The sequence below is a fragment of the Enterobacter adelaidei genome (assembly GCF_041937165.1).
In the GTDB taxonomy this organism is placed as follows: Bacteria; Pseudomonadota; Gammaproteobacteria; order Enterobacterales; family Enterobacteriaceae; genus Enterobacter; species Enterobacter adelaidei.
Window position 1 is genome coordinate 3,839,361 of the sequence record NZ_CP154353.1, and the last position, 25,345, is coordinate 3,864,705.

Annotated in this window: 29 protein-coding genes; 19 read left to right on the forward strand and 10 right to left on the reverse strand. The window is 54.8% G+C overall.

The annotated features are described in order from the left end of the window. Positions 1-157 precede the first annotated feature (157 nt). Positions 158-916 (forward strand): M48 family metallopeptidase, encoded by a 759-nt coding sequence (locus AAHF05_RS18635; protein WP_129323749.1) that lies wholly within the window; start codon positions 158-160, stop codon positions 914-916. Between the two features lie 86 nt (positions 917-1,002). Here AAHF05_RS18635 and speB read toward each other — a convergent pair whose 3' ends face one another. From speB to yqgB, 3 genes are all read right to left on the reverse strand, one after another. Then, a complete protein-coding gene (gene speB / locus AAHF05_RS18640) occupies positions 1,003-1,923 on the reverse strand; it encodes an agmatinase (RefSeq protein ID WP_025757725.1) in 921 nt (306 codons plus the stop codon). A 210-nt stretch (positions 1,924-2,133) separates the two neighbouring features. After that, positions 2,134-4,110 carry a biosynthetic arginine decarboxylase gene (gene speA / locus AAHF05_RS18645; protein WP_028016973.1) on the reverse strand — a complete coding sequence of 659 codons (1,977 nt, stop codon included), beginning with the start codon at positions 4,108-4,110 and terminating at the stop codon, positions 2,134-2,136. Between the two features lie 8 nt (positions 4,111-4,118). Next, entirely contained in the window at positions 4,119-4,250 is a 132-nt protein-coding gene (gene yqgB, locus AAHF05_RS18650) for an acid stress response protein YqgB (RefSeq protein ID WP_127312443.1), read from the reverse strand. Between the two features lie 662 nt (positions 4,251-4,912). Between yqgB and metK the strand changes: the two genes are divergently transcribed. From metK to ruvX, 8 genes are all read left to right on the forward strand, one after another. Continuing rightward, entirely contained in the window at positions 4,913-6,067 is a 1,155-nt protein-coding gene (gene metK / locus AAHF05_RS18655; protein ID WP_129323750.1) for a methionine adenosyltransferase, read from the forward strand. 344 nt (positions 6,068-6,411) lie between these two features. Continuing rightward, on the forward strand, positions 6,412-7,809 hold the full coding sequence (gene galP / locus AAHF05_RS18660) for a galactose/proton symporter (protein ID WP_028018377.1): 1,398 nt from the start codon (positions 6,412-6,414) through the stop codon (positions 7,807-7,809). Between the two features lie 59 nt (positions 7,810-7,868). Then, positions 7,869-8,366 (forward strand): SprT family zinc-dependent metalloprotease, encoded by a 498-nt coding sequence (locus tag AAHF05_RS18665; protein ID WP_129323751.1) that lies wholly within the window; start codon positions 7,869-7,871, stop codon positions 8,364-8,366. A gap of 94 nt (positions 8,367-8,460) precedes the next feature. After that, positions 8,461-9,168, forward strand: coding sequence for a deoxyribonuclease I (gene endA, locus AAHF05_RS18670; protein ID WP_028018378.1), 708 nt, complete (start codon positions 8,461-8,463; stop codon positions 9,166-9,168). A gap of 52 nt (positions 9,169-9,220) precedes the next feature. Beyond that, positions 9,221-9,952 (forward strand): 16S rRNA (uracil(1498)-N(3))-methyltransferase, encoded by a 732-nt coding sequence (gene rsmE / locus AAHF05_RS18675; RefSeq protein ID WP_129323752.1) that lies wholly within the window; start codon positions 9,221-9,223, stop codon positions 9,950-9,952. 19 nt (positions 9,953-9,971) lie between these two features. Beyond that, complete coding sequence (gene gshB / locus AAHF05_RS18680) at positions 9,972-10,919, forward strand: glutathione synthase (RefSeq protein ID WP_129323753.1); 948 nt, start codon at positions 9,972-9,974, stop codon at positions 10,917-10,919. 87 nt (positions 10,920-11,006) lie between these two features. After that, positions 11,007-11,567 carry a YqgE/AlgH family protein gene (locus tag AAHF05_RS18685; protein ID WP_028018381.1) on the forward strand — a complete coding sequence of 187 codons (561 nt, stop codon included), beginning with the start codon at positions 11,007-11,009 and terminating at the stop codon, positions 11,565-11,567. Then, complete coding sequence (gene ruvX / locus AAHF05_RS18690; RefSeq protein ID WP_006811925.1) at positions 11,567-11,983, forward strand: Holliday junction resolvase RuvX; 417 nt, start codon at positions 11,567-11,569, stop codon at positions 11,981-11,983. Before AAHF05_RS18685 ends, ruvX begins: the two co-directional genes overlap by 1 nt. On the opposite strand, the gene AAHF05_RS18695 is transcribed toward ruvX, so the two are convergent. Beyond that, a complete protein-coding gene (locus AAHF05_RS18695) occupies positions 11,977-12,975 on the reverse strand; it encodes a type IV pilus twitching motility protein PilT (protein WP_129323754.1) in 999 nt (332 codons plus the stop codon). The genes ruvX and AAHF05_RS18695 overlap by 7 nt on opposite strands. 17 nt (positions 12,976-12,992) lie before the next feature. On the opposite strand from AAHF05_RS18695, the gene AAHF05_RS18700 reads away from it, so the two are divergent. From AAHF05_RS18700 to AAHF05_RS18725, 6 genes are read left to right on the forward strand one after another with little or no spacing between them, the layout of a single operon-like run. Beyond that, on the forward strand, positions 12,993-13,694 hold the full coding sequence (locus tag AAHF05_RS18700) for a YggS family pyridoxal phosphate-dependent enzyme (RefSeq protein ID WP_129323755.1): 702 nt from the start codon (positions 12,993-12,995) through the stop codon (positions 13,692-13,694). Positions 13,695-13,715: 21 nt separating this feature from the next. After that, a complete protein-coding gene (locus tag AAHF05_RS18705; protein ID WP_028018384.1) occupies positions 13,716-14,282 on the forward strand; it encodes a YggT family protein in 567 nt (188 codons plus the stop codon). Then, entirely contained in the window at positions 14,279-14,575 is a 297-nt protein-coding gene (gene yggU / locus AAHF05_RS18710; protein ID WP_129323756.1) for a DUF167 family protein YggU, read from the forward strand. Before AAHF05_RS18705 ends, yggU begins: the two co-directional genes overlap by 4 nt. 3 nt (positions 14,576-14,578) lie before the next feature. Next, on the forward strand, positions 14,579-15,172 hold the full coding sequence (locus tag AAHF05_RS18715; protein ID WP_129323757.1) for an XTP/dITP diphosphatase: 594 nt from the start codon (positions 14,579-14,581) through the stop codon (positions 15,170-15,172). Continuing rightward, the gene (gene hemW, locus AAHF05_RS18720) at positions 15,165-16,307 is read left to right on the forward strand and encodes a radical SAM family heme chaperone HemW (protein ID WP_128347278.1); all 1,143 of its coding nucleotides are present in this window, start codon (positions 15,165-15,167) and stop codon (positions 16,305-16,307) included. The genes AAHF05_RS18715 and hemW overlap by 8 nt, the downstream gene beginning before the upstream one ends. Before the next feature lie 57 nt (positions 16,308-16,364). Beyond that, positions 16,365-16,613 (forward strand): hypothetical protein, encoded by a 249-nt coding sequence (locus tag AAHF05_RS18725; RefSeq protein WP_332614626.1) that lies wholly within the window; start codon positions 16,365-16,367, stop codon positions 16,611-16,613. On the opposite strand, the gene AAHF05_RS18730 is transcribed toward AAHF05_RS18725, so the two are convergent. Genes AAHF05_RS18730 through trmB form a run of 3 tightly spaced genes read right to left on the reverse strand, consistent with a single transcriptional unit; the run spans position 16,499 to position 18,317 of the window. Further along, positions 16,499-17,215 (reverse strand): DUF2884 domain-containing protein, encoded by a 717-nt coding sequence (locus AAHF05_RS18730; protein WP_008499762.1) that lies wholly within the window; start codon positions 17,213-17,215, stop codon positions 16,499-16,501. The genes AAHF05_RS18725 and AAHF05_RS18730 overlap by 115 nt on opposite strands. 56 nt (positions 17,216-17,271) lie before the next feature. Then, positions 17,272-17,598 (reverse strand): YggL family protein, encoded by a 327-nt coding sequence (locus AAHF05_RS18735; protein WP_014885198.1) that lies wholly within the window; start codon positions 17,596-17,598, stop codon positions 17,272-17,274. Beyond that, entirely contained in the window at positions 17,598-18,317 is a 720-nt protein-coding gene (trmB, locus tag AAHF05_RS18740; RefSeq protein WP_049004955.1) for a tRNA (guanosine(46)-N7)-methyltransferase TrmB, read from the reverse strand. Before trmB ends, AAHF05_RS18735 begins: the two co-directional genes overlap by 1 nt. 144 nt (positions 18,318-18,461) lie before the next feature. On the opposite strand from trmB, the gene mutY reads away from it, so the two are divergent. The 4 genes from mutY (at position 18,462) to AAHF05_RS18760 (ending at position 22,419) form a co-directional block, all read left to right on the forward strand. Beyond that, a complete protein-coding gene (mutY, locus tag AAHF05_RS18745; RefSeq protein WP_192831221.1) occupies positions 18,462-19,514 on the forward strand; it encodes an A/G-specific adenine glycosylase in 1,053 nt (350 codons plus the stop codon). A gap of 25 nt (positions 19,515-19,539) precedes the next feature. Continuing rightward, a complete protein-coding gene (locus AAHF05_RS18750; protein ID WP_023309138.1) occupies positions 19,540-19,812 on the forward strand; it encodes an oxidative damage protection protein in 273 nt (90 codons plus the stop codon). 56 nt (positions 19,813-19,868) lie between these two features. Next, a complete protein-coding gene (mltC, locus tag AAHF05_RS18755) occupies positions 19,869-20,945 on the forward strand; it encodes a membrane-bound lytic murein transglycosylase MltC (RefSeq protein WP_028018392.1) in 1,077 nt (358 codons plus the stop codon). Between the two features lie 217 nt (positions 20,946-21,162). Further along, complete coding sequence (locus tag AAHF05_RS18760) at positions 21,163-22,419, forward strand: nucleoside permease (protein ID WP_049004957.1); 1,257 nt, start codon at positions 21,163-21,165, stop codon at positions 22,417-22,419. Positions 22,420-22,498: 79 nt separating this feature from the next. Here the strand turns inward: AAHF05_RS18760 and citG are convergent, their stop codons facing one another. Genes citG through citF form a run of 3 tightly spaced genes read right to left on the reverse strand, consistent with a single transcriptional unit; the run spans position 22,499 to position 25,339 of the window. Further along, positions 22,499-23,302: a triphosphoribosyl-dephospho-CoA synthase CitG gene (gene citG / locus AAHF05_RS18765; RefSeq protein WP_129323758.1), complete on the reverse strand. Its 804-nt coding sequence runs from the start codon at positions 23,300-23,302 to the stop codon at positions 22,499-22,501. After that, on the reverse strand, positions 23,280-23,819 hold the full coding sequence (gene citX, locus AAHF05_RS18770) for a citrate lyase holo-[acyl-carrier protein] synthase (RefSeq protein WP_128347273.1): 540 nt from the start codon (positions 23,817-23,819) through the stop codon (positions 23,280-23,282). Before citX ends, citG begins: the two co-directional genes overlap by 23 nt. Before the next feature lie 2 nt (positions 23,820-23,821). Continuing rightward, positions 23,822-25,339: a citrate lyase subunit alpha gene (gene citF, locus AAHF05_RS18775; protein ID WP_129323759.1), complete on the reverse strand. Its 1,518-nt coding sequence runs from the start codon at positions 25,337-25,339 to the stop codon at positions 23,822-23,824. Positions 25,340-25,345 lie beyond the last annotated feature (6 nt).

Below are 25,345 nucleotides of genomic sequence, written 5' to 3' on the forward strand. Positions count from 1 at the left end.
TTCTTTTGCAGCTTAAGAAATCTCTGGATCATGCTCGCATGTTGCGCAATCTGCTCGCCCAGCCCCGTAGATATTCCTTATACTTAGCCCGACCCCGGCTTCGTTGCCGGTGTACTTTTCGGATTTTATTCAGATTAACGAGTACGGAAGCAACCACATGAAAATGCGTGCAATAGTGCTGGCCCTGGGAACAACGCTCCTGCTGAGTGGCTGTCAGAATATGGATTCTAACGGCCTGATGACCTCAGGCGCAGAAGCTTTTCAGGCTTATTCCCTGAGCGACGCGCAGGTAAAAGCGCTGAGCGACCAGGCCTGTAAAGATATGGACGGAAAAGCCACACTTGCTCCAGCTAACAGTACCTACACGCAGCGTCTGAATAAGATTGCTTCCGCGCTGGGCGATAATATCAATGGCCAGCCGGTAAACTACAAGGTTTACATGGCCAAAGACGTGAACGCTTTCGCGATGGCGAACGGTTGTATCCGCGTTTACAGCGGCCTGTTGGATATGATGACCGACAACGAAGTTGAAGCGGTGATCGGCCATGAAATGGGCCACGTTGCGCTCGGTCACGTGAAGAAAGGGATGCAGGTTGCCTTAGGCACCAACGCCATTCGCGCAGCAGCGGCTTCAGCGGGCGGTATTGTTGGAAGCCTGTCGCAGTCGCAGCTTGGCGATGTCGGAGAGAAGCTGGTTAATTCTCAGTTCTCCCAGCGTCAGGAGTCCGAAGCGGATGACTACTCCTACGACCTGTTGCGCAAACGCGGCATTAATCCATCAGGTTTAGCCACCAGCTTCGAAAAACTGGCCAAACTGGAAGCAGGACGTCAAAGCTCAATGTTTGATGATCACCCAGCCTCAGAAGAACGCGCGCAGCATATTCGCGACCGTATGGCCGCAGACGGAATTAAATAATTTCAGAAGGAGGCTGTTGTGCCTCCTTTTCAAAAACACAAAAAAGCCCTCACCTGCTGGTGAGGGCTTTTACTTAACCGCTAAACTTACTCGCCTTTTTTCGCCGCCTGGATGTAAAGCATTTCCAGTGCCAGAGTCGCCGCAGCCAGAGCGGTAATTTCGGACTGATCGTAAGCCGGAGCCACTTCCACCACGTCCATCCCGACGATGTTCAGATCTTTCAGACCACGAACCAGTTTGATAGCACGGTCAGAAGTCAGGCCGCCGATCACCGGAGTACCGGTACCTGGTGCAAACGCCGGATCCAGACAATCGATATCGAAGGTCAGGTAGACCGGCATATCGCCCACAATCTGCTTCACCTGCGCGATGATGTCGTCAACACCGCGATCGTTCACCTGGCAGGCGTCCAGCACGGTAAAGCCGTTATCTTTATCGAACTCAGTACGAATACCGATCTGCACAGAGTGGTTTGGATCGATAAGGCCTTCGTTTGGCGCGGTGAAGAACATGGTGCCGTGGTCAAACTCGCAGCCGTTCGCATAAGTGTCGGTATGTGCATCAAAGTGCACCAACGCCATTTTACCGAAGTGCTTGGCATGGGCGCGCAGCAGCGGTAGGGTCACGAAGTGGTCACCACCGAAGGAGAGCATGCGCTTACCGGCAGCCAGCAGCTTCTCGGCGTGCGCCTGGAGTTTTTCGCTCATCTCACGCGCGTCGCCGAAGGCATACACCAGGTCACCGCAGTCCACCACGTTCAGACGCTCGCGCATGTCAAAGTTCCACGGGAAGCGGTTGTGCTCCCAAGCCAGGTTAGTCGATACCTGACGGATCGCCGCCGGGCCATGACGGCCACCGGCACGACCGGAGGTTGCCATATCAAATGGCACGCCAGTGATAACCCAGTCGGCATCGCTGTCGTACGGCTGGAAGTTCATCGGAAGGCGTAAAAAACCAAACGCGTTAGATACCAGAGAGTTATCGTACTGATGACCTAAAGTGCTCATGTCCTGACCTCTTTTAAAGTCGATACATTAAAAACAGATGAAAAAAAATCCCCTCCGCGTCGTTAAACCCGACGAGGAAGGGATTGATTCGTAAATAGCATATTGGGGCGAATTATCGCCGCTAATTCATACGGGTTCAAGAGAGTATAGGGCATTGTGCGGTCTGATGCCCTCACCCGCCCCTCTCCCATAGGGAAAGGGAGATTTACCTTACTCGTCTTCCAGGTAGGTGTACCCGTACAGACCCGCTTCAAACTCTTCCAGGAACTGCTGCTGCAATGTTTCGTCAAGACCGGTATTTTTCACCTGGTCGCGGAACTGGGTGAGCAACGTTTTCGGATCCAGCTGAACGTATTCCAGCATGTCCGCCACTGTATCCCCTTCGTCAGACAGCTCCACTTCCACGCTGCCATCCGGGAAGACAAACACGTCAACCGCTTCGGTATCACCGAACAGGTTGTGCATGTTACCGAGGATCTCCTGGTATGCCCCGACCATGAAGAAGCCCAGCATTGGCGGGTTCTCAGGGTCGTATTCCGGCATTGGCATGGTGGTCGCAATACCATCGCCATCCACGTAGTGGTCGATAGCGCCGTCGGAATCACAGGTGATGTCGAGCAGCACCGCTCGACGTTCCGGAGCATGGTTCAACCCTTCCAGCGGCAGAACCGGGAACAGCTGATCGATACCCCATGCATCCGGCATCGACTGGAACAGGGAGAAGTTGACGTAAATCTTGTCCGCCATACGTTCCTGCAGCTCGTCGATAATCGGACGGTGCGCGCGGTTGCTCGGGTCGAGCTGTTTCTGCACTTCATGACACATGTTCAGATAGAGCTGTTCGGCCCACGCGCGCTCCTGCAGGCTAAAGTTACCTGAAGAGTAGCCAACGTGAATATCGTGCAGATCCATCTGGCTGTCGTGCAGCCACTCGCGCAGGGAACGGCGGGTGCCCGGTTCGTGCATCTCCTGCCAGGTTTCCCACATATTTTGCAGGGAACGAGGCGCATCATCCTGCGGCGGCGTGGCTTCGGAAATTTCGCTACGCTCTACGCCGATAATGTTGGACACCAGCACCGTATGGTGCGCGGTTACTGCGCGGCCGGATTCAGTGATCACCGTCGGATGCGGCAAACCGTGTTCTTCACACGCATCGCCAATCGCCCAGATGATGTTGTTAGCATATTCGTTCAGGCCGTAGTTCACAGAGCAGTCAGACTGAGAACGCGTGCCTTCATAGTCCACGCCCAGGCCGCCGCCCACGTCGAAGCACTGAATATTCACGCCAAGCTTGTGCAGCTCAACGTAGAAACGCGCCGACTCACGTACGCCTGTCGCGATGTCGCGAATGTTGGCCATCTGCGAACCGAGGTGGAAGTGCAGCAGCTGAATGCTGTCCAGACGACCGCGCTCGCGCAGGATCTCCACCAGTTGCAGTACCTGGTTCGCCGCCAGGCCGAACTTGGATTTTTCGCCACCGGAGGACTGCCATTTACCAGACCCCTGAGAGGCCAGACGCGCACGTACACCGAGGCGTGGGATCACGTTCAGACGCTCGGCTTCTTCCAGCACAATAGCGATTTCGGTCATCTTCTCGATAACCAGATAGACCTTATGACCCATCTTTTCGCCAATAAGCGCCAGACGAATATATTCACGGTCTTTATAGCCGTTGCAGACGATAACCGAACGGGTCATGCCCGCATGCGCCAGCACGGCCATCAGTTCTGCTTTTGAACCTGCTTCCAGACCCAGCGGTTCGCCGGAGTGGATTAGCGATTCAATCACGCGGCGGTGCTGGTTCACCTTGATCGGGTAAACCAGGAAATAGTCGCCTTTATAACCGTAGGATTCACGCGCACGTTTGAACGCGGCGTTAATCGAACGCAGGCGGTGTTGCAGGATCTGCGGGAAGCAGAACAGTGCAGGCAAACGCTGGCCCTGTGCTTCGCGGGCTTTCACCAGTTTGGCGAGATCCACGCGCGCTTCAGGGACGTCAGGGTCCGGGCAAACGCTGATGTGGCCCAGTTCGTTGACGTCGTAGTAGTTATTGCCCCACCAGGCAATATTGTAAGTGCGCAGCATCTTGCTGGCTTCCTGGGAGCTCATCGCAACCTCCTGCATAGAACGTAGTACACCCTGTTCGCCCGCTGACGAAGGCGAAAAAGAAGACATGTCGTCAGACATAGCGAACCTCAACTCTTTGTATTAAGTGTAAAACAGTTGACTACTATCGCAGCGTTATACGGCGATAACAACCCATAAACGGCTCCGTTTCCCAGCAGAGTATGCTGAAATCCAGACCGTGCGACCGGTTTCTTATTCATATCATTGTAAAACACGTATCCGAACTCTGTATGACAAGGTTCGGCGAAACCACGAGAAAACTCTTGTATTAACAAGAGCGCCCTTGTTCAGTTTTCACAAAGCGTGACCGGCCCTGGAATCCTGAGAAGCGCCGAGATGGGTATAACATCGGCAGGTTTGCAGACTAGAAATGCGGGTTGCGGGAATCAAATGCGCGCCAGAACGGCTGCGCTGAATTAGCGGAAAACGATGGTTCATTATCTCGTATCACCTCCACGGCCGCCTCTGCTGAAACGGACCACAAGCCAAAGCTAAAAGTTCACTGCTTAACCCGGCTGGAAGTGGCGACACGATGAGTTCATCGAGCGCTTTTTTGTATGAGCCGCGCGCCGCGTTTTATACCGAGAACAGGGGTAAAAAGCAAAAGATAAATGTGCGTGTTGCCAGGGCCGTCAGGAATTATTGCCAGCCGTAATTTCAACTGAGTGAGAGGTTAGTCAAAAAAAACTGGAAATCGGGTGAAGAAGTGACCTAAAATAGACGTCCAGATGTTAATCCATCTATACTGATTAACACTCATACTGCCAGTGTCAAAAACCTGCAGGCCTTGGTAGAATTATCTCCTTTGGCTAATCCACACAGCAGCTTGAGCTAACCAAATTCCTCTTAGGTGAAATAAAACATGGCAAAACACCTGTTTACGTCCGAGTCCGTATCAGAAGGACATCCTGATAAAATTGCTGACCAAATCTCCGATGCAGTGCTGGACGCGATCCTGACCCAGGATCCTAAAGCGCGCGTAGCGTGTGAAACCTATGTCAAAACCGGCATGGTTCTGGTTGGCGGTGAGATCACCACCAGCGCATGGGTTGATATCGAAGAGATCACCCGTAACACGGTGCGTGAGATCGGCTATGTGCATTCTGATATGGGCTTTGATGCCAACTCCTGTGCGGTACTGAGCGCAATTGGTAAACAGTCCCCAGACATCAACCAGGGCGTTGATCGTGCCGATCCACTGGAACAGGGCGCGGGCGACCAGGGCCTGATGTTCGGCTATGCAACCAATGAAACCGACGTGCTGATGCCAGCACCTGTGACCTACGCACACCGTCTGGTGCAGCGTCAGGCTGAAGTGCGTAAAAACGGCGCCCTGCCGTGGCTGCGCCCGGATGCAAAAAGCCAGGTGACCTTCCAGTATGACGACGGCAAAATCGTCGGGATTGACGCGGTGGTTCTGTCTACCCAGCATTCCGAAGATATCGATCAGAAATCCCTGCAAGAAGCAGTGATGGAAGAGATCATCAAGCCGGTTCTGCCGACCGAATGGCTGAGCTCTGCAACCAAATTCTTCATCAACCCAACCGGACGCTTTGTTATCGGCGGCCCAATGGGTGACTGCGGTCTGACCGGTCGTAAAATCATCGTTGATACCTACGGCGGCATGGCGCGTCACGGTGGCGGTGCGTTCTCTGGTAAAGATCCATCAAAAGTTGACCGCTCTGCAGCGTATGCTGCACGTTATGTTGCGAAAAACATCGTTGCTGCAGGTCTGGCCGATCGTTGTGAGATCCAGGTGTCCTACGCTATTGGTGTAGCTGAACCAACCTCCATCATGGTTGAAACCTTCGGTACTGAGAAAGTCCCTTCAGAACAGCTGACGCTGCTGGTGCGCGAGTTCTTCGACCTGCGTCCATACGGCCTGATCCAGATGCTGGATCTGCTGCACCCAATCTACAAAGAAACCGCGGCATACGGTCACTTTGGTCGTGAACATTTCCCATGGGAAAAAACCGACAAAGCCGCTCTGCTGCGTGAAGCTGCCGGTCTGAAATAATCGACTGACAGTTGTTGTTTAAAAGGCCAGCCTTCGTGCTGGCTTTTTGCATTTTAGAGATAATGGAATCGATTACACCACACAGGATATACCCTGATTTCAGAAAAATCTCTTTGCATGATCGCCTTTCTTCTGCTGTTACATCTAGTTTCAGTTAAGTCTGAAATGTCGTCTTTCGCGATGCACCTCACCCAATTTACCTCTATATTTTCAAAGCATTAATTTTATTTACGGTCACAAGCTAGTGTAACCGATTACACCATTGTGATTTGTCTCACATATTTTTGCGGGTCGCTCACCTACCCTTAATATCAATAAAACTGATAACCCAACTGGAGGGCATAATGCCTGACAATAAAAAACAGGGGCGTACGTCCAACAAGGCGATGACTTTCTTCGTCTGCTTCCTCGCAGCCCTGGCAGGATTACTCTTTGGCCTGGATATCGGCGTGATTGCCGGCGCGCTCCCCTTCATCACCGATGAGTTTCAAATAAGTGCCCACACTCAGGAATGGGTGGTGAGCTCCATGATGTTCGGTGCAGCGGTTGGTGCGGTTGGCAGCGGCTGGCTCTCGTTCAAACTGGGCCGTAAAAAAAGCCTGATGATCGGCGCTATTCTGTTTGTGGCCGGTTCACTGTTCTCGGCGGCGGCGCCAAACGTAGAGGTGCTGTTGGTCTCCCGCGTGCTGTTGGGCCTCGCCGTGGGCGTTGCCTCTTATACCGCCCCGCTTTACCTGTCAGAAATCGCCCCTGAGAAAATCCGTGGCAGTATGATTTCCATGTACCAGCTGATGATCACCATCGGTATTTTGGGGGCCTACCTTTCCGATACCGCATTTAGCTACAGCGGCGCATGGCGCTGGATGCTCGGCGTGATCATCATCCCGGCAATTCTGTTGCTGATTGGTGTTTTCTTCCTGCCGGACAGCCCGCGCTGGTTTGCCGCCAAACGCCGCTTCGTTGATGCAGAACGCGTGCTGCTGCGCCTGCGTGATACCAGCGCAGAAGCGAAAAACGAGCTGGAAGAGATCCGCGAAAGCCTGAAGGTGAAACAGTCCGGCTGGGCGCTGTTTAAAGAGAACAGTAACTTCCGTCGCGCCGTATTCCTGGGCGTGTTATTGCAAGTGATGCAGCAGTTCACCGGGATGAACGTCATCATGTACTACGCGCCAAAAATCTTTGAACTGGCGGGTTACACCAACACCACCGAGCAGATGTGGGGTACCGTCATCGTGGGTCTGACCAACGTGCTGGCGACCTTTATCGCCATCGGCCTGGTTGATCGCTGGGGACGTAAGCCAACGCTGACGCTGGGCTTCCTGGTGATGGCGGCCGGTATGGGCGTCCTCGGTACAATGATGCATGTGGGTATTCACTCACCAACAGCCCAGTACTTCGCGGTAGGCATGCTGCTGATGTTTATCGTCGGGTTTGCGATGAGTGCCGGCCCGCTGATCTGGGTGCTGTGCTCCGAAATTCAGCCGCTGAAAGGGCGTGATTTTGGTATCACCTGCTCAACTGCGACCAACTGGGTGGCAAACATGATTGTCGGCGCAACCTTCCTGACCATGCTCAACAGTCTGGGGAATGCCAACACATTCTGGATTTACTCCGGTCTGAACCTGTTCTTTATTGTTCTGACTATCTGGCTGGTTCCAGAAACCAAACACGTTTCGCTGGAACATATAGAACGTAACCTGATGAAAGGTCGTCCGCTGCGTGAAATCGGCGCCCACGACTAATCCCCTCACGGGGAGGTGCCCCTTGCACCTCCCCGCTTCGCGTTTTATGCTCTGCCCCTATGAAAGCACCCCGTCTCCCCATTGCCATCCAGCAAGCCGTTATGCGCAGCCTGCGGGAAAAACTCGCCCAGGCGAACCTGAAGCTCGGCCGCAATTATCCTGAACCCAAACTCGTCTACCAGCAGCGTGGAACCGCAGCGGGCACAGCGTGGCTGGAGTCTTACGAGATCCGCCTTAACCCGGTGCTAATGATGGAAAACCAACAGGCGTTTATCAAGGAAGTGGTTCCGCACGAGCTGGCCCATCTTCTGGTGTGGAAACACTTTGGCCGCGTCGCGCCCCACGGAAAAGAGTGGAAATGGATGATGGAAGCCGTGCTCGGTGTTCCGGCTCGCAGAACCCATCAGTTCGAGCTCGAGTCTGTTCGCCGCAATACCTTCCCTTACCGCTGCCAGTGTCAGCAGCATCAGCTCACCGTTCGCCGTCACAATCGCGTGGTGCGCGGCGAGGCAACCTACCGCTGCGTCAAATGCGGCGAGCCGCTGATCGCGGAATAATCAGCTGAACTTTCAGGAACTTTCCTAATCTGACTGATTGCATACAGGAACAACATTCGTTACGTTGCGGGCTCGTTTTGACACGGAGTGTAAGATGTCCCGTAATTTCTCTCTCGCGGTCGCTTTTCTGGCGACGGCATTCTCAGGCCATGTGCTGGCCGATGGTATCAACAGTTTCTCTCAGGCTAAAGCGGCCGGTGTAAAGGTCAACGCTGACGTGCCAGGCGATTTCTACTGCGGCTGTAAAATTAACTGGCAGGGTAAAAAAGGGGTCGTTGACCTAGAGTCCTGCGGCTATAAAGTGCGTAAAAACGAGAATCGCGCCAGCCGCATCGAATGGGAACATGTTGTGCCGGCATGGCAGTTTGGCCACCAGCGTCAGTGCTGGCAGGATGGCGGACGTAAAAACTGCGCCAGCGACCCGGTTTATCGCCAGATGGAAAGCGATATGCATAACCTGCAACCCGCCGTGGGTGAAGTGAACGGCGACCGCGGCAATTTTATGTACAGCCAGTGGAACGGTGGCGAAGGCCAGTACGGACAGTGCGGTATGAAGGTTGATTTCAAAGAGAAAGTCGCCGAGCCCCCAGCCCGCGCGCGCGGCAGTATCGCCCGCACCTACTTCTATATGCGTGACCGTTACGACCTCAACCTTTCGCGCCAGCAAACCCAGCTGTTCAATGCATGGGACAAGCAATACCCGGTGACGGAGTGGGAATGCCAGCGTGATGAGCGTATCGCTAAAGTTCAGGGGAATCATAACCCTTATGTCCAGCGGGCTTGCCAGGCGCAAAAGAGCTAACCTACACTAGCGGCAATTCGCTTACATCGCATGACTAATGGAATTTCTGACTATGCGCATCCCTCGCATCTACCACCCTGAACTGATTACCGCAGGCCGCGAAATCGCCCTGTCTGATGAAGCCGCCAACCACGTTGGCCGCGTGTTGCGCATGGGTGCAGGCCAGGCCATACAGCTATTTGACGGCTCTAATCAGGTTTTCGACGCCGAAATCACGCGAGCGGATAAGAAAAGTGTGCACGTAAATGTGCTGCGTGGCGAAGTGGATGACCGTGAATCGCCGCTGCATATTCATTTAGGCCAGGTAATGTCGCGCGGTGAAAAGATGGAATTTACCATCCAGAAATCGATTGAACTGGGTGTAAGCCTCATTACGCCACTTTTTTCTGAGCGCTGTGGCGTTAAACTGGATGCGGAACGTCTGAACAAAAAGATCCAGCAGTGGCAGAAAATCGCTATTGCGGCCTGTGAACAGAGTGGCCGCAACCGTATTCCGGAGATCCGCCCGGCGATGGATCTGGAGGACTGGTGTGCAGAAGATGACAGTGGGCTGAAGCTCAATCTTCATCCGCGCGCCAGCGCCAGCATCAATACGCTGCCGCTGCCCGTTGAGCGCGTACGCCTGTTGATTGGCCCGGAAGGTGGCCTATCGGCCGACGAAATTGCGATGACGGCACGTTACCAGTTTACTGATATTCTGTTGGGACCTCGCGTTCTGCGCACTGAGACAACGGCACTCACGGCCATTACCGCGCTACAGGTACGGTTTGGCGATCTGGGTTGAAGCATTAACGGAGAAGAACATGATCAAGCTCGGCATCGTGATGGACCCCATCGCAAACATCAATATCAAGAAAGATTCCAGCTTCGCAATGCTGCTGGAAGCGCAGCGTCGTGGCTATGAACTCCACTACATGGAGATGAACGATCTTTACCTGATCAACGGTGAAGCTCGCGCGCGCACCCGCATCGTTAACGTCGAGCAGAACTACGACAAATGGTACGAATTCGGCACCGAGCAGGACATCGCCCTGGCCGACCTTAACGTTATCCTGATGCGTAAAGATCCGCCGTTCGACACCGAATACATCTACAGCACCTACATTCTTGAGCGTGCTGAAGAGAAAGGCACCCTGATCGTTAACAAGCCGCAGAGCCTGCGCGACTGTAACGAGAAGCTCTACACCGCCTGGTTCTCTGACCTGACGCCGGAAACCCTGGTGACCCGCAGCAAGGCGCAGCTGAAGGAATTCTGGCAGAAGCACGGCGATATCATCATGAAACCGCTGGATGGGATGGGTGGTGCGTCAATCTTCCGCGTGAAAGAAAGCGATCCGAATATTGGCGTGATTGCCGAAACGCTGACCGAACTCGGCACCCGTTACTGCATGGCACAGAACTACCTTCCGGCCATTAAAGATGGGGATAAACGTGTTCTGGTCGTGGATGGCGAACCGGTTCCTTACTGCCTTGCACGTATTCCGCAGGGTGGAGAAACCCGTGGCAACCTGGCGGCAGGTGGCCGCGGCGAGCCGCGTCCGTTGACCGAAAGCGACTGGGAAATTGCCCGCCGTGTCGGCCCGACGCTTAAAGCCAAAGGTCTGATTTTTGTGGGTCTGGATATCATTGGCGACCGCCTGACCGAAGTGAACGTTACCAGCCCGACCTGCATTCGTGAAATCGAAGCGGAATTCCCGATTTCGATTACCGGAATGCTGATGGACGCGATCGAGAAACGTATCCAGAAATAACTTACTAATACTATTAGTGACAGCCCCACAGTTTGTCCGCATACTGGGTGCTGTCGCTTTTTAAACCAGGAAACAGTACCTCTGACAATGAATTTACAGCATCACTTTCTTATTGCCATGCCTGCTCTCCAGGATCCGATTTTTCGCCGCGCCGTGGTTTATATTTGCGAATACAACGAAGACGGTGCGATGGGTATCATCATCAACAAACCGCTGGAAAACCTCCAGGTTGAGGGGATTCTGGAAAAGCTGAAAATTTCGGCTGAAGCCCGCCTGCCGGAAATCCGGCTTGATAAACCGGTGATGCTGGGCGGACCGCTTGCAGAAGATCGTGGTTTTATCCTGCACACGCCGCCTGAGTTCTCTTCCAGTATTCGAATCTCTGATAATACCGTCATCACAACCTCACGCGACGTGCTCGAAACGCTGGGAACTGCAGAGCAGCCTTCTGAAGTACTGGTGGCGCTGGGCTACTCGTCATGGGAAAAAGGCCAGCTTGAGCAAGAGCTTCTCGATAACGCCTGGCTTACGGCACCTGCGGACATGAATATCCTGTTTAAAACCCCTATCGCCGATCGCTGGCGTGAGGCGGCGAAACTGATTGGCATTGATATTCTGACCATGCCTGGCGTAGCGGGGCACGCCTGATGAGCGGAACACTTCTGGCTTTCGATTTTGGTACGAAAAGCATCGGTGTCGCCGTGGGTCAACGCATCACGGGTACTGCCCGTCCGCTAACGGCTCTGAAGGCCAACGACGGCACGCCTGACTGGAATCTGATTGAGCGTCTGCTCAAAGAGTGGCAGCCGGATGATGTTATCGTTGGACTACCGCTGAATATGGATGGTACAGAGCAGCCACTGACCGCCAGAGCGCGGAAGTTTGCCAATAAAATCCATGGCCGCTTTGGCGTCTCCGTGAAGCTTCACGACGAGCGTCTTAGCACTGTCGAAGCGCGTGCGGGTCTGTTTGAGCACGGGGGTTTCCGGGCGCTCAACAAAGGCAGCGTAGACTCTGCTTCTGCCGTCATCATTCTCGAAAGCTATTTCGAACAGGGCTACTGAGCACAGGGAGCCTGAAGTCGCCCCTGTGCCCGCCTCTCTGCCAGGCTCTGGTCAAAGTTCTGCATCCCCGTTTGTTGACCGGTTTGAATGATGCCGGGCAGTTGCCATGTTTTTCCTTCACGAATGAGATTCGCCGCGGCAGCGGTATTCACCAGTAGCTCATACAGCGCCACGCGCCCACCCTGTAAATCAGGGAGTAGCTTTTGCGCCAGTACCGCCCGCAGGCTGCCGGCCAGTTGATTACGCACCGGATCTTTTTCCTGAGCCGGGAACGTATCGACCAGCCGTTCAATCGCCTGGGATGCACCGCGCGTATGCAATGTTGCCAGCACCAGATGCCCGGTTTCAGCCGCCGTCAGCGCCAGGCGGATCGTTTCGCTGTCGCGCAGTTCCCCCAGCAGAATAATGTCAGGATCCTCGCGTAACGCGCTACGTAGCGCCTCGGCGAATGACGGACTGTGCTGGCCAATCTCTCGCTGCTGTATCAGGCAGCGTTCACTCTGGTACATAAACTCCACCGGATCTTCGAGCGTCAGGATATGGCCGTCAGTATTGCGGTTGAGAAAATCGACCATCGCCGCCAGCGTGGTGGATTTGCCGCTGCCGGTCGCCCCCGTGACCAGAATCAATCCGTTGTCGTTCGTTAGCAGTTCCGGCACAGCCCGTGGTACCCCCAGCGAAAAGAGTTGCGGACAGCTTCGCGGCAACAGCCGTAGCGTCACAGAGACCCCCTTCATCTGTTTAAAGGCACTGCCGCGCAAACGCTGGCCTCCTGCAATGGTTACGGCAAAATCCACTTGTCCGTTTGCCCACCATGCTCCTTGCTGTTCATCGTTGAGCCACGCTTTTAGCAGTGACTCGACATCAGGGGGCGGAAACGGTGCCGGTTCAAGACGGCCTAATCTGCGCCATCGGGGTGGTGAATCACTGCACAGGTGTAGATCGGAGACGTTATGCTTTACACTAAGGGCCACAATTTCTTCCACATCCATAGACTACTCCTCGGAAAATGAACGACATTGCGCATAACCTGGCACAGGTCCGGGACAAAATCTCAACTGCAGCAACACGTTGCGGCCGTGCTTCAGAAGAAATTACGTTACTTGCAGTCAGCAAAACGAAGCCTGCGAGCGCCATCGCAGAAGCCATTGACGCAGGCCAGCGGGCGTTTGGCGAAAACTACGTGCAGGAAGGCGTGGATAAAATTCGCGACTTTCAGGAACAGGGGATGACGGATCTGCAATGGCACTTTATTGGCCCACTGCAGTCGAACAAAAGCCGACTGGTCGCTGAACACTTCGACTGGTGTCATACCATTGACCGTCTGCGCATCGCTACCCGCCTGAACGAGCAGCGTCCGGCTGAAATGCCCGCTCTTAATGTGCTGATTCAGGTCAACATCAGTGACGAAAACAGCAAGTCCGGCATTACACTGGACGAACTGGATGCGCTGGCGGCTGAAGTCGCCGCATTGCCGCGTTTAACCCTGCGCGGGCTGATGGCAATTCCAGCGCCTGAGTCAAGTTATGAAAGGCAGTTTGCCGTGGCACAGCAAATGGCTGTAGCATTTGAGGCGCTTAAATCGCGCTATCAAACGGTAGACACGCTTTCTCTGGGCATGTCGGATGATATGGAAGCCGCCATCGCGGCAGGCAGCACTATGGTGCGCATCGGTACGGCAATTTTCGGTGCGCGCGACTACTCAAAATAATAAGGAAACCTGAGGAACGCCATGAAGACGTTGACTTTCCTGCTCTCAACGGTCATTGAGCTGTATACGATGGCGCTTTTGCTGCGCGTCTGGATGCAGTGGGCCCGTGTTGATTTTTACAACCCATTCTCGCAGTTTGTCGTGAAAATCACGCAGCCTGTTGTCGGACCGTTGCGTCGCATTATCCCGGCGATGGGCCCCATCGACAGCGCTTCTGTGCTGGTGGCGTTTATTCTGAGCATTATCAAAGCGATTGTGCTGTTTATGGTCATCACGTTCCAGCCGATTATCTGGATTGCGGCGGTACTGATCCTGATTAAAACCGTCGGTCTGCTGATCTTCTGGGTGCTGCTGGTCATGGCAATTATGAGCTGGGTGAGCCAGGGTCGTAGCCCGGTGGAGTACGCGCTGATGCAACTGGCCGAACCTCTGCTGCGCCCGATCCGTAACCTGCTTCCGTCTATGGGCGGCATCGATTTTTCCCCAATGATCCTGGTTCTGCTGCTCTACGTGATCAACATGGGCATCGCTGAGCTATTACAGTCCACGGGCGATATGTTGCTGCCGGGGCTGTGGATGGCGCTATGAGCGCAGTAAGCACCTGCGCTGACGGGCTGGTTTTGCGGCTGTATATTCAGCCGAAAGCCAGCCGCGACAGTATTGTTGGACTGCATGGCGACGAGTTAAAAGTCGCCATCACTGCCTCACCCGTTGACGGCCAGGCGAACGCGCATCTGACCAAATATCTGGCAAAACAGTTTCGCGTGGCGAAAAGCCAGGTCATCATCGAAAAAGGCGAACTTGGGCGGCATAAACAGGTAAAAATCCTCAACCCGCAATCTATCCCGACGGAAGTCGCGGCACTGACAGAACAGGACTAAACCATGCAGAAAGTTGTTCTCGCGACCGGTAATGCCGGTAAAGTACGCGAGCTGGCCTCGCTATTAAATGATTTTGGGCTGGATGTGGTTGCCCAGACCGAACTCGGTGTCGACTCAGCCGAAGAGACAGGCCTGACGTTTATCGAAAATGCGATCCTGAAAGCACGCCATGCCGCGCAGATAACGGGCCTGCCCGCAATTGCCGATGATTCCGGTCTTGCCGTGGATTTTCTCGGCGGCGCGCCGGGGATCTACTCCGCTCGCTATTCTGGCGTAGATGCAACCGACCAGCAGAATCTGGAAAAGCTGCTTGTTGCACTGAAAGATGTGCCGGCCGAACAGCGTACCGCGCAGTTCCACTGTGTGCTGGTGTATATGCGTCATGCGGAAGACCCAACCCCCATCGTCTGCCACGGTAGCTGGCCGGGTGTGATTACCCGTGAAGCAGCAGGCAATGGCGGCTTTGGTTATGACCCGATTTTCTTTGTCCCGTCTGAGGGTAAAACCGCGGCGGAACTGACCCGTGAAGAGAAAAGCGCGATATCCCACCGTGGACGCGCATTGAAATTGTTACTGGAAGCGTTACGTAATGGCTAATTTGCCACCTCTGAGTCTTTATATTCACATCCCGTGGTGCGTGCAGAAATGTCCGTACTGCGATTTCAACTCGCACGCGCTGAAAGGTGAAGTGCCACACGATGACTACGTTGCACATCTGCTGGCCGACCTGGATACCGATGTACCTTATGCACAGGGACGTGAAGTTAAGACCATTTTTATTGGTGGCGGTACACCGAGCCTGCTGTCAGGTCCGGCGATGCAAACGCTGCTGGACGGCGTGCGTGCTCGCCTGAACCTGGCAGCTGATGCTGAAATCACGATGGAAGCCAACCCCGGCACTGTTGAGGCTGACCGTTTTGTCGATTATCAACGTGCGGGCGTTAACCGTATCTCCATCGGCGTGCAGAGCTTTAGCGAACCGAAGTTAAAACGTCTGGGGCGCATTCACGGCCCGGAAGAGGCGAAGCGTGCGGCAAAGCTGGCGACAGGGCTGGGCCTGCGCAGCTTTAACCTTGATTTGATGCACGGCCTGCCGGACCAGTCGCTGGACGAGGCGCTGGACGATTTGCGCCAGGCGATTGAGCTGAACCCACCGCATCTTTCGTGGTACCAGCTCACCATTGAGCCGAACACCCTGTTTGGTTCCCGCCCTCCGGTACTGCCGGATGACGACGCGCTGTGGGATATCTTCGAGCAGGGCCATCAGCTTCTGACCGCTGCGGGTTACCAGCAGTATGAAACGTCCGCGTACGCGAAGCCGGGCTACCAGTGTCAGCACAACCTGAACTACTGGCGCTTTGGCGACTATCTGGGGATTGGCTGCGGCGCGCACGGCAAGGTGACTTTCCCGGACGGACGCATTCTGCGCACCGCCAAAACCCGCCACCCGCGCGGGTATATGGAAGGCCGCTACCTGGAGCGTCAGCACGACGTCGAGGCGGCGGATAAGCCGTTTGAGTTCTTTATGAACCGCTTCCGCCTGCTGGAAGCCGCGCCGCGTAAAGAGTTCGAACTCTACACCGGCCTGCCGGAAGCGGTGATTCGTCCGCAGATTGACGAAGCGCTGGCGCAGGGGTATCTGACCGAGTGTGATGAATACTGGCAAATCACCGAGCACGGCAAACTGTTCTTAAACTCTCTTCTTGAGCTGTTCCTCGCTGAAGATCCCTGAAGGCTGATTCAGGATTTTGCATCCCGTTCTGCCAGCTGAGGGAAAAGCTGGCATGTCATTCGATTCTGGAACAACGAACTCTGGAATGACGAAGAGGCGGTGTTAGAAAAGATCCCTGAAACACTGAAAATGCTGCAACCCTCACCCCGGGCTGTACACCCTGAAAGGGAGAGGGTTAGGGTGAGGGGAAATTACTTCAGCGTCCCCACCAGCGCCTTTCTGCTGTCTTCCAGCGAAACCACGCGTTTACACACGTCTTTGCCGAACTGCTGGAAATCATCTTCCTGGTTCTTCCACTCGTTCTGAATTGAGGTCTGCAGACCGCCCAGACTGCCCAGCACGCCCTGAAGCGGGTTACCGCCGCCCTTCAGCACCGCTTTAGCACCCATCTCGTTGATACTGTCCTGCAGAATGCCGCCCATCGCCTGGTTCACCAGCTGCTGCCCGTCGGCACGGACCTGATCAATCGCCTTGTAGTGGAACGTCAGGCCGTCGGAGCGCGTCTCGATAATCCGGTTCATCTGCTCTTTAAGCTGCTTGTCCAGCTTCGTAAGGCGGGTGCGCATGTTACTGCTCTCCCCCACCTCTTTGGTGATGATCTTATCCAGCGCCACGCGGCTCTTTTCGACGCGCGTCAGGGCACCTTCGTTAATCCACGGCAGCGCGGTACGCAATTCGGACTGGTAGTCTTTCGCCTGCTCGCGCTGTGCGGCAGTCAGGTTGTACTGCTTGCCGTTATAGGTGACGTTCCCTTCTGGCGTAATCACCAGATTGCCGTTCTCGCCTTTGACCTGCACGGTTTGCGGGCTTAACACCACGTCATCACGCGGGGTGACGCTACATTGATAATCCGCATGGGCGGTGAATCCGGTTGCCATCAAAGCAACAGCCAGCAACGTTTTGCGCATCTTACACACTCCCTCAGACAAAATGGGCCAGCTAATGCTGGCCCTTGACTTCTTTATTAGTCCCACCAAACGTCGAAAAGTTCGCTGACGCGGACATCTTCCAGTTTGTGGTCCTCAAGCCATTTGCGTACCAGAGCCTGATGTTCTTCGGTGCATTTACCCACTTCCTGGGTGCAGATCAGACCTTCCCATGCCAGGTAGCCGCTACCGTCGAAGGCCAGCTTGTTAGGTTCGATCACGTCATTGATGAACGCATCTACGTCCTGATCGATCTGTTCTACACTGGTGCCTTCCGGGAAACGCCACGCAACGGAGAAACCCACTTCCTGGAATTCTTCGATGTGCATTTTTTTACGCAGACGACGGCTACGATTCTTTGCCATTATTTCACCCTCTCGAACATTAAGTCCCATACACCGTGGCCAAGACGATGGCCACGCTGTTCAAATTTCGTTACCGGACGCGAATCCGGACGCGGTACATAGTCATTGCTTTCAGACTGGTTTTTATACCCGTCCAGCGAAGACATTACTTCCAGCATATGTTCCGCATAAGGTTCCCAGTCGGTCGCCATGTGGAAGACACCGCCCAGTTTTAACTTACTTTTCAGCAGCTCCGCAAACGGAGCCTGAACGATACGGCGTTTATTATGACGTGCTTTGTGCCATGGGTCAGGGAAAAAGAGCTGAACCATGTTCAAAGAATTGTCAGGAATCATTTTGTGCAGCACTTCCACCGCGTCGTGACACATCACGCGCAGGTTCTCAACGCCCTCTTCATGAGCCGTTGCCAGGCATGCACCTACACCAGGCGAGTGTACTTCGATGCCGAGGAAGTTCTGCTCAGGGCGGGCTTTGGCCATGGCCACCAGCGAGGTCCCCATACCAAAACCAATCTCAAGCGTCACAGGCGCTTCGCGGCCAAACAGCTCGGCAAAGTCGACAGGCTGTTCGGTGAACTCAACGCCCATCACCGGCCAGTAGTTGTCCAGCGCGTGTTGCTGCCCTTTAGTCAGGCGCCCCTGACGGCGGACAAAGCTGCGAATACGGCGCAGCGGGCGACCGTTTTCATCAAATTCCGGTGAAATGACGTCGTTTTTCATAAAAGAGTTGTCTGCTTGTGAGAATGTTCGGGAAACGGGCATTATCCAAAGTTAAGGCTTCTATGCAAGCATGGGAAAGATCCGGTTTACAGCAGATTGACGCTGTGCTGCAATCTGCGTCCCTGATTATGCGAATCGATGACCATGCAAGCCTCTCAATTTTCAGCCCAGGTGCTGGACTGGTACGACAAATACGGGCGTAAAACCCTGCCCTGGCAAATTGAAAAAACGCCTTACAAAGTATGGCTCTCCGAGGTGATGTTGCAACAAACGCAGGTCGCCACGGTAATTCCTTATTTTGAGCGTTTTATGGCGCGTTTCCCGACGGTGACCGATCTGGCCAATGCGCCGCTGGACGAAGTGCTACACCTGTGGACGGGGCTTGGCTATTACGCCCGCGCACGCAACCTTCACAAGGCCGCACAGCAGGTCGCGACGCGCCACAACGGACAATTCCCGGAAACCTTCGACGAGGTGGCGGACTTGCCTGGCGTCGGACGTTCAACCGCAGGTGCCATTCTCTCGTTGTCACTCGGCAAACATTTCCCGATCCTCGACGGAAACGTAAAACGCGTACTGGCACGCTGCTATGCCGTCGATGGCTGGCCAGGGAAGAAGGACGTTGAAAAACGGCTCTGGGAGATCAGTGAAGACGTGACCCCAGCCAAAGGTGTAGAGCGTTTTAACCAGGCGATGATGGATCTGGGCGCAATGGTCTGCACGCGCTCAAAACCGAAATGCGAGCTCTGCCCGGTCAATAATCTCTGTGCGGCATATGCCAACCATTCATGGGCACAGTATCCGGGCAAGAAACCTAAACAAACTCTGCCGGAGCGCACGGGCTATATGTTGTTGATGCAACACGGGGACGACGTTTTCCTCGCCCAGCGTCCACCGAGCGGTCTGTGGGGCGGTCTGTATTGTTTCCCACAGTTTGAAGATGAAGATTTGCTGCGCGAATGGCTTAAAAAGCGCGGGATTGCTGCCGATAAAATGATGCAGCTGACCGCGTTTCGCCACACCTTTAGCCATTTCCATCTGGATATTGTTCCGATGTGGCTTCCCGTGTCCTCATTCACCTCATGCATGGATGAAGGCACTGCTCTCTGGTATAACTTAGCGCAACCGCCATCAGTCGGACTGGCGGCTCCCGTGGAGCGCCTGTTACAGCAATTACGTGCCGGTGCAATGGTTTAGCATCGGCTAAAAAAGAGGAATGAGTATGGCCAGAACGATTTTTTGTACTTTCCTGCAGCGTGACGCTGAAGGCCAGGACTTCCAGCTTTATCCGGGCGATCTGGGTAAGCGCATTTATAACGAAATATCCAAAGAAGCCTGGGGACAGTGGCAGAAAAAACAGACCATGCTGATCAACGAGAAAAAACTCAGCATGATGAACCCGGAACACCGCAAGCTGCTGGAACAGGAGATGGTGAGCTTCCTGTTTGAAGGCAAAGACGTACACATCGAAGGCTATACGCCGCCGGAAAAATAACAGCGCGCGGGGATACCCCCGCCGTTAAAGCAAACACAACACGCACTCCCGGAATGATGAAAAAACTTTTAGCGCTAGCCCTTGTTGCGCCGTTGCTTGTCTCGTGTTCGTCAAAAAAAGGCGAAGATTACAACGAAGCCTGGATCAAGGACACCAACGGTTTTGACATTTTGATGGGGCAGTTTGCCCACAACATCGAGAACATATGGGGATTTAACGAAGTTCTTATTGCCGGACCTAAGGACTACGTTAAGTACACCGACGCTTATCTGACCCGTAGCCACATCAACTTTGATGAAGGTACGATCACGATAGAGACCATCGCAGGTACGGATCCGGCGGCACGGTTACGGCAGGCAATTATCAAAACCCTGCTGATGGGTGACGATCCAGGCTCTATCGATCTCTACTCCGATGCCGACGATATTACGATCTCGAAAGAGCCGTTCCTGTACGGTCAGGTGGTCGATCAGACCGGACAGCCAATCCGCTGGGAAGGTCGCGCCACAAAATTTGCTGACTATTTGCTGCAGACCCGTCTGAAAAGCCGCTCAAACGGCCTGAAGATTATCTACAGCGTCACCATCAACCTCGTCCCGAACCACCTCGACAAGCGTGCGCATAAGTACCTGGGAATGGTGCGTCAGGCCTCACGTAAATATGGTGTGGATGAGTCGCTGATCCTGGCGATCATGCAAACGGAATCTTCTTTTAACCCATACGCGGTAAGTCGTTCCGATGCTCTGGGGCTGATGCAGGTTGTGCAACACAGCGCCGGTAAAGATGTCTTCCGTGCTCAGGGGAAATCCGGCACACCAAGCCGCGGCTATCTGTTCGATCCACAGAGCAACATTGATACCGGTACGGCTTATCTGGCGATGCTCAACAATGTGTACCTGGGCGGAATTGATAACCCGACGTCACGTCGTTATGCGGTGATTACTGCGTATAACGGCGGTGCGGGCAGCGTGTTGCGCGTGTTCTCGAATGACAAAGTGCAGGCCGCGAACATCATCAACAGCATGGCGCCGGGGGATGTCTACTCAACCCTCACCACTCGCCACCCGTCTGCGGAATCCCGCCGCTATCTGTATAAGGTGAATACGGCACAGAAAAACTACCGCCGCCGTTGATCAACACACCTTCTCCTAAACGGAGAAGGTGTTCTGTTTCCCCCACCCATACGAAAATGTTATTTGCATCACAATCCAAACTGCAAATTAATGTGGATTGCATTTTTTTGCGGGAGGTAACAAAACATATCGTTGCCAACTGATAGAATTGCATCAAATAACAACCCTGAATGTTCCCAAAACAACATATCTCCCGCTCACTTGTGAGGAAAGTAACATGAACCTTAAGCTGCAGCTTAAAATATTGTCGTTTCTGCAGTTCTGCCTGTGGGGTAGCTGGCTGACTACGCTCGGCTCCTATATGTTTGTGACGCTCAAGTTCGATGGCGCGTCAATCGGTGCCGTATACAGCTCGCTCGGTATTGCGGCTGTTTTCATGCCAACGCTGCTGGGTATCGTGGCGGATAAGTGGTTAAGTGCGAAATGGCTGTACATGCTTTGCCATCTGGTAGGCGCGGGGACGCTGTTTATGGCAGCCCAGGTAACCACGCCGGGGGCGATGTTCATGGTGATCCTGCTTAACTCGCTGGCCTACATGCCAACGCTTGGGCTGATCAACACCATCTCCTACTACCGCCTGAAATCCAATGATATGGATATCGTGACCGATTTCCCGCCAATCCGTATCTGGGGCACCATCGGCTTTATTATGGCGATGTGGGGCGTGAGCTTCGCAGGCTTCGAACTGAGCCATATGCAGCTCTATATCGGTGCAGCGCTCTCCGTGGTGCTGGCGATCTTCACCCTGACGCTGCCGCATATTCCGGTCTCAAACCAGCAGAAAAACCAGAGCTGGAGTACCATGCTCGGCCTGGACGCGTTCGCGCTGTTCAAAAACAAACGCATGGCGATCTTCTTTATCTTCTCCATGCTGCTGGGAGCTGAGCTGCAGATCACCAACATGTTTGGCAACACCTTCCTGCACAGCTTCGATAACAACCCGCTGTTCTCTGGCAGCTTTATCGTTGAACATGCGTCAGTGATGATGTCCATCTCTCAGATCTCTGAGACTCTGTTCATCCTGACCATCCCGTTCTTCCTGAGCCGCTACGGCATCAAGAACGTGATGCTTATCAGTATCGCGGCGTGGATGTTGCGCTTCGGTCTGTTCGCCTATGGCGACCCAAGCCCGTTCGGTACCGTGCTGCTGGTTCTGTCGATGATTGTTTACGGCTGTGCCTTCGACTTCTTCAACATCTCCGGTTCGGTGTTTGTGGAAAAAGAAGTGAAGCCTGAAATCCGCGCCAGTGCGCAGGGCATGTTCCTGATGATGACCAACGGCTTCGGCTGTATTCTGGGCGGTGTGGTGAGCGGTAAAGTGGTTGAGATGTATACCACTAACGGCATCACCAACTGGCAGCCAGTGTGGCTCATCTTCGCAGCATATTCGCTGGTGCTGTTCTTCGCGTTCATCGCTCTGTTCAAGTACAAGCACGTCCGCGAAGCACACGGCGCGCAGCCTATCGCGCATTGATTGTTGTGCCCGGTGGCGCTGCGCTTACCGGGCCTACAAAACCAGACCGTAGGCCGGGTAAGGCGAAGCCGCCACCCGGCTATTTTATTGCAGAGAGCACCCACCCCACCGACAGTAAATCCGCGCTCCCCCCCGGACTCAGATTGCGTTCAATCAATGCCTTATCCATTCTAAGCAACGCCTCGCGATCCCAGCCGTTAGCCAGTAATTCGCGCGCATAGCCCTGCACATAGCGCAGCCCCTCAATGCCGCCACGCGACACCAGATTGCTGTCCTGATTAATCGTCATCAGGCGTAACAGCAGGCCGTGAAGTGACAGTCCGTTCCACTGTGCCAGCGCCTTACGTACCGTAGCAAAGCCGCTTTCTGCCTCACCGCGCGCGCCGGTTAAACCGTACTGCTGAAACTGACGCTCTCCCGCCGTTGCCTGTCCGCTGCGGGCGACCAGCTCCCGCGACACCATCCCACTGCAGATGTTACTGACCTCACAGCAGAGGCTTTCTGGGGAGACATTTTTCACACGCCCGGCGGCATAGCACAGTAAACCCAGGGCAAAAATTCCGCCTTTGTGCGTGTTCACTCCTTTCGTCGCGGCGTACATCGCCTGCTCGCAGGCCATTCCCATCGGGCGAATAATCCGTAACTGTTCATCTGCGGGCCTATCTGCATGCGCGTTACCGAGTTCTGCAAAGCGCGAAAACCACGGCGTAATCGCCGCAATACTGCGGACAAACAGCGCGTGGTTCATATCGCGATGGGAACCGTTATTGAGTTTGTCCACCAGCCCCGGCTTGGGCGTCAGTTCCAGCTCCTGCCACAACGCGGCTTCGGCAAGCGCAGGCACGTCAGCCTGGCGCGGTTTAGTCGCGAGCAAACCAGTCATCGATCATCTTCTCCACGCGAGAAACCACCTGTTCAACGGGATGGTTACGCGAACGGGAACAGGCGTGGGCCGGTTCATCGCAAATCAGACAGCGCCTGAGATTGGTTCCCAGCGACTGGCGCCCAACATGGCCGTGCTGAGGGCAGATCACGTCCAGATCCCACAGCCTGCCAAGCGGGTGCGTTTGCTCCAGCTCCGCACAGTGCGCTTTGATTTCCACCGCCGGATGGGCCACACACCAAAGCGCTTCGGGCCCGGTTGGCAACCACAGCACCTGGCGGTCGAGCACCTGCCAGCGGTTTTCCCACAGCAGTTGATCGCACATCTGTAATGCCACGCCCATGGTATTGCGATAGCGCAGGCTGTCTTTGATTTCTCCTGGCGTAACCAGCGTGAGGGAAATCACCGGTTGCTGATAGTGCGTAAGCCAGTCAGCCTGACGCGCTGCGCGGCACTCTTTCGCCGCCAGCAGTTCGTCCAGGCTGACACCCGCCCGCACGGGTGTCGCTAAAGTCATAACTACTCCTTCACCTGTCGAACGGTGTCGATCACGCTGCCATCACGGTAGCGGATCACCCCGACGATCTTGTCGGTAAATTCAATCGGTTTGGGCACGCCCGTCAGGGAAATCGCCCGTTCGTAAAGCGCGTTGATATCCACAACCTTCAGCCCGGCGTCCAGCAGCCGCTCGCGGATCTCCGGGCGTGCCGGGTTGACTGCAATGCCATGATCGGTAACCAGCACGTCGATGCTTTCGCCCGGCGTGAGGCGCGTGGTGACTCGCTTCACGACCGTCGGAATGCGGCTGCGCAACAGTGGCGCGACCACAATGGTCAGGTTCGCTGCGGCGGCCACGTCGCAGTGCCCGCCGGAGGCGCCGCGCATCACGCCGTCGGAACCGGTGATGACGTTGACGTTGAAATCAACGTCGATCTCCAGCGCACTGAGGATCACCACGTCGAGCTGGTCGCAGCTTGCCGCCTTACTGCCCGGGTTGGCATAAACGTTGGTGGAGATCTCCACGTGGTTCGGGTTGCGCGCCAGCGATGCTGCTGCCTGGCCGTCAAAGCACTGGGTGTCCAGCAGCTTTTCGATCAGCCCTTTTTCGTGCAGATCCACCAGGCTACCGGTGATGCCGCCGAGCGCAAAACGTGCCTTCACGCCGCTGCGCTCCATCTTCTCTTCCATAAAGCGCGTGCAGGCGGTGGCCGCCGCGCCGGAGCCGGTCTGCATCGAGAAGCCTGGTTTGAAGTAGCCGGAGTGCTCAATCACATCTGCCGCATAACGGGCAATCATCAGCTCGCGCGGATTGCTGGTGACGCGCGCCGCGCCGACGCTAATTTTCGCCGGATCGCCCACGCTCTCAACCTGCACAATGTAGTCCACCTGGTCCTGCACCAGACTGGCCGGCATATTGGGGAACGGCACCAGCTCTTCGGTCAGCAGTACTACCTTGCTGGCAAAGTGCGCGTCCACCATGGCGTAGCCCAGCGAGCCGCAGCTCGATTTGCCGTGCGTGCCGTTGGCATTGCCGAACTCATCGCTGCATGGCACGCCAAGGAACGCCACGTCGATGTTCAGTTCGCCGTCCTGCAACAGCTTCACGCGCCCACCGTGGGAGTGAATTTGCACCGGCTCGTCCATCAGGCCGTGAGAGATGGCATCTGCCAGCCTGCCACGCATCCCGGAGGTGTAAATTCGGGTGATCACGCCGCGTTCAATATGTTCAATCAACGCATCGTTGCAGGTCATCAGTGAGCTGGAGGCCAGGGTCAGGTTTTTGAAACCCATCTTCGCCAACAGTGCCACGACGTTATTGATCACCCGGTCGCCTTCGCGAAACGCATGGTGAAACGAAATGGTCATCCCGTCCTGCAAGCCGCTACGTAACACGGCCTCTTCAACGGAAGCACACAGTTTACGGGTATGTTTTTCTTCTGGATTGTTCAGCCACGGCGTCGTGCTGTGGGCGGTATCAAACGGTTTTAAGTCCCGCAGATGGGGAAAATTCACATGGAGCAGTTCTGTCTGATTCATTATCTC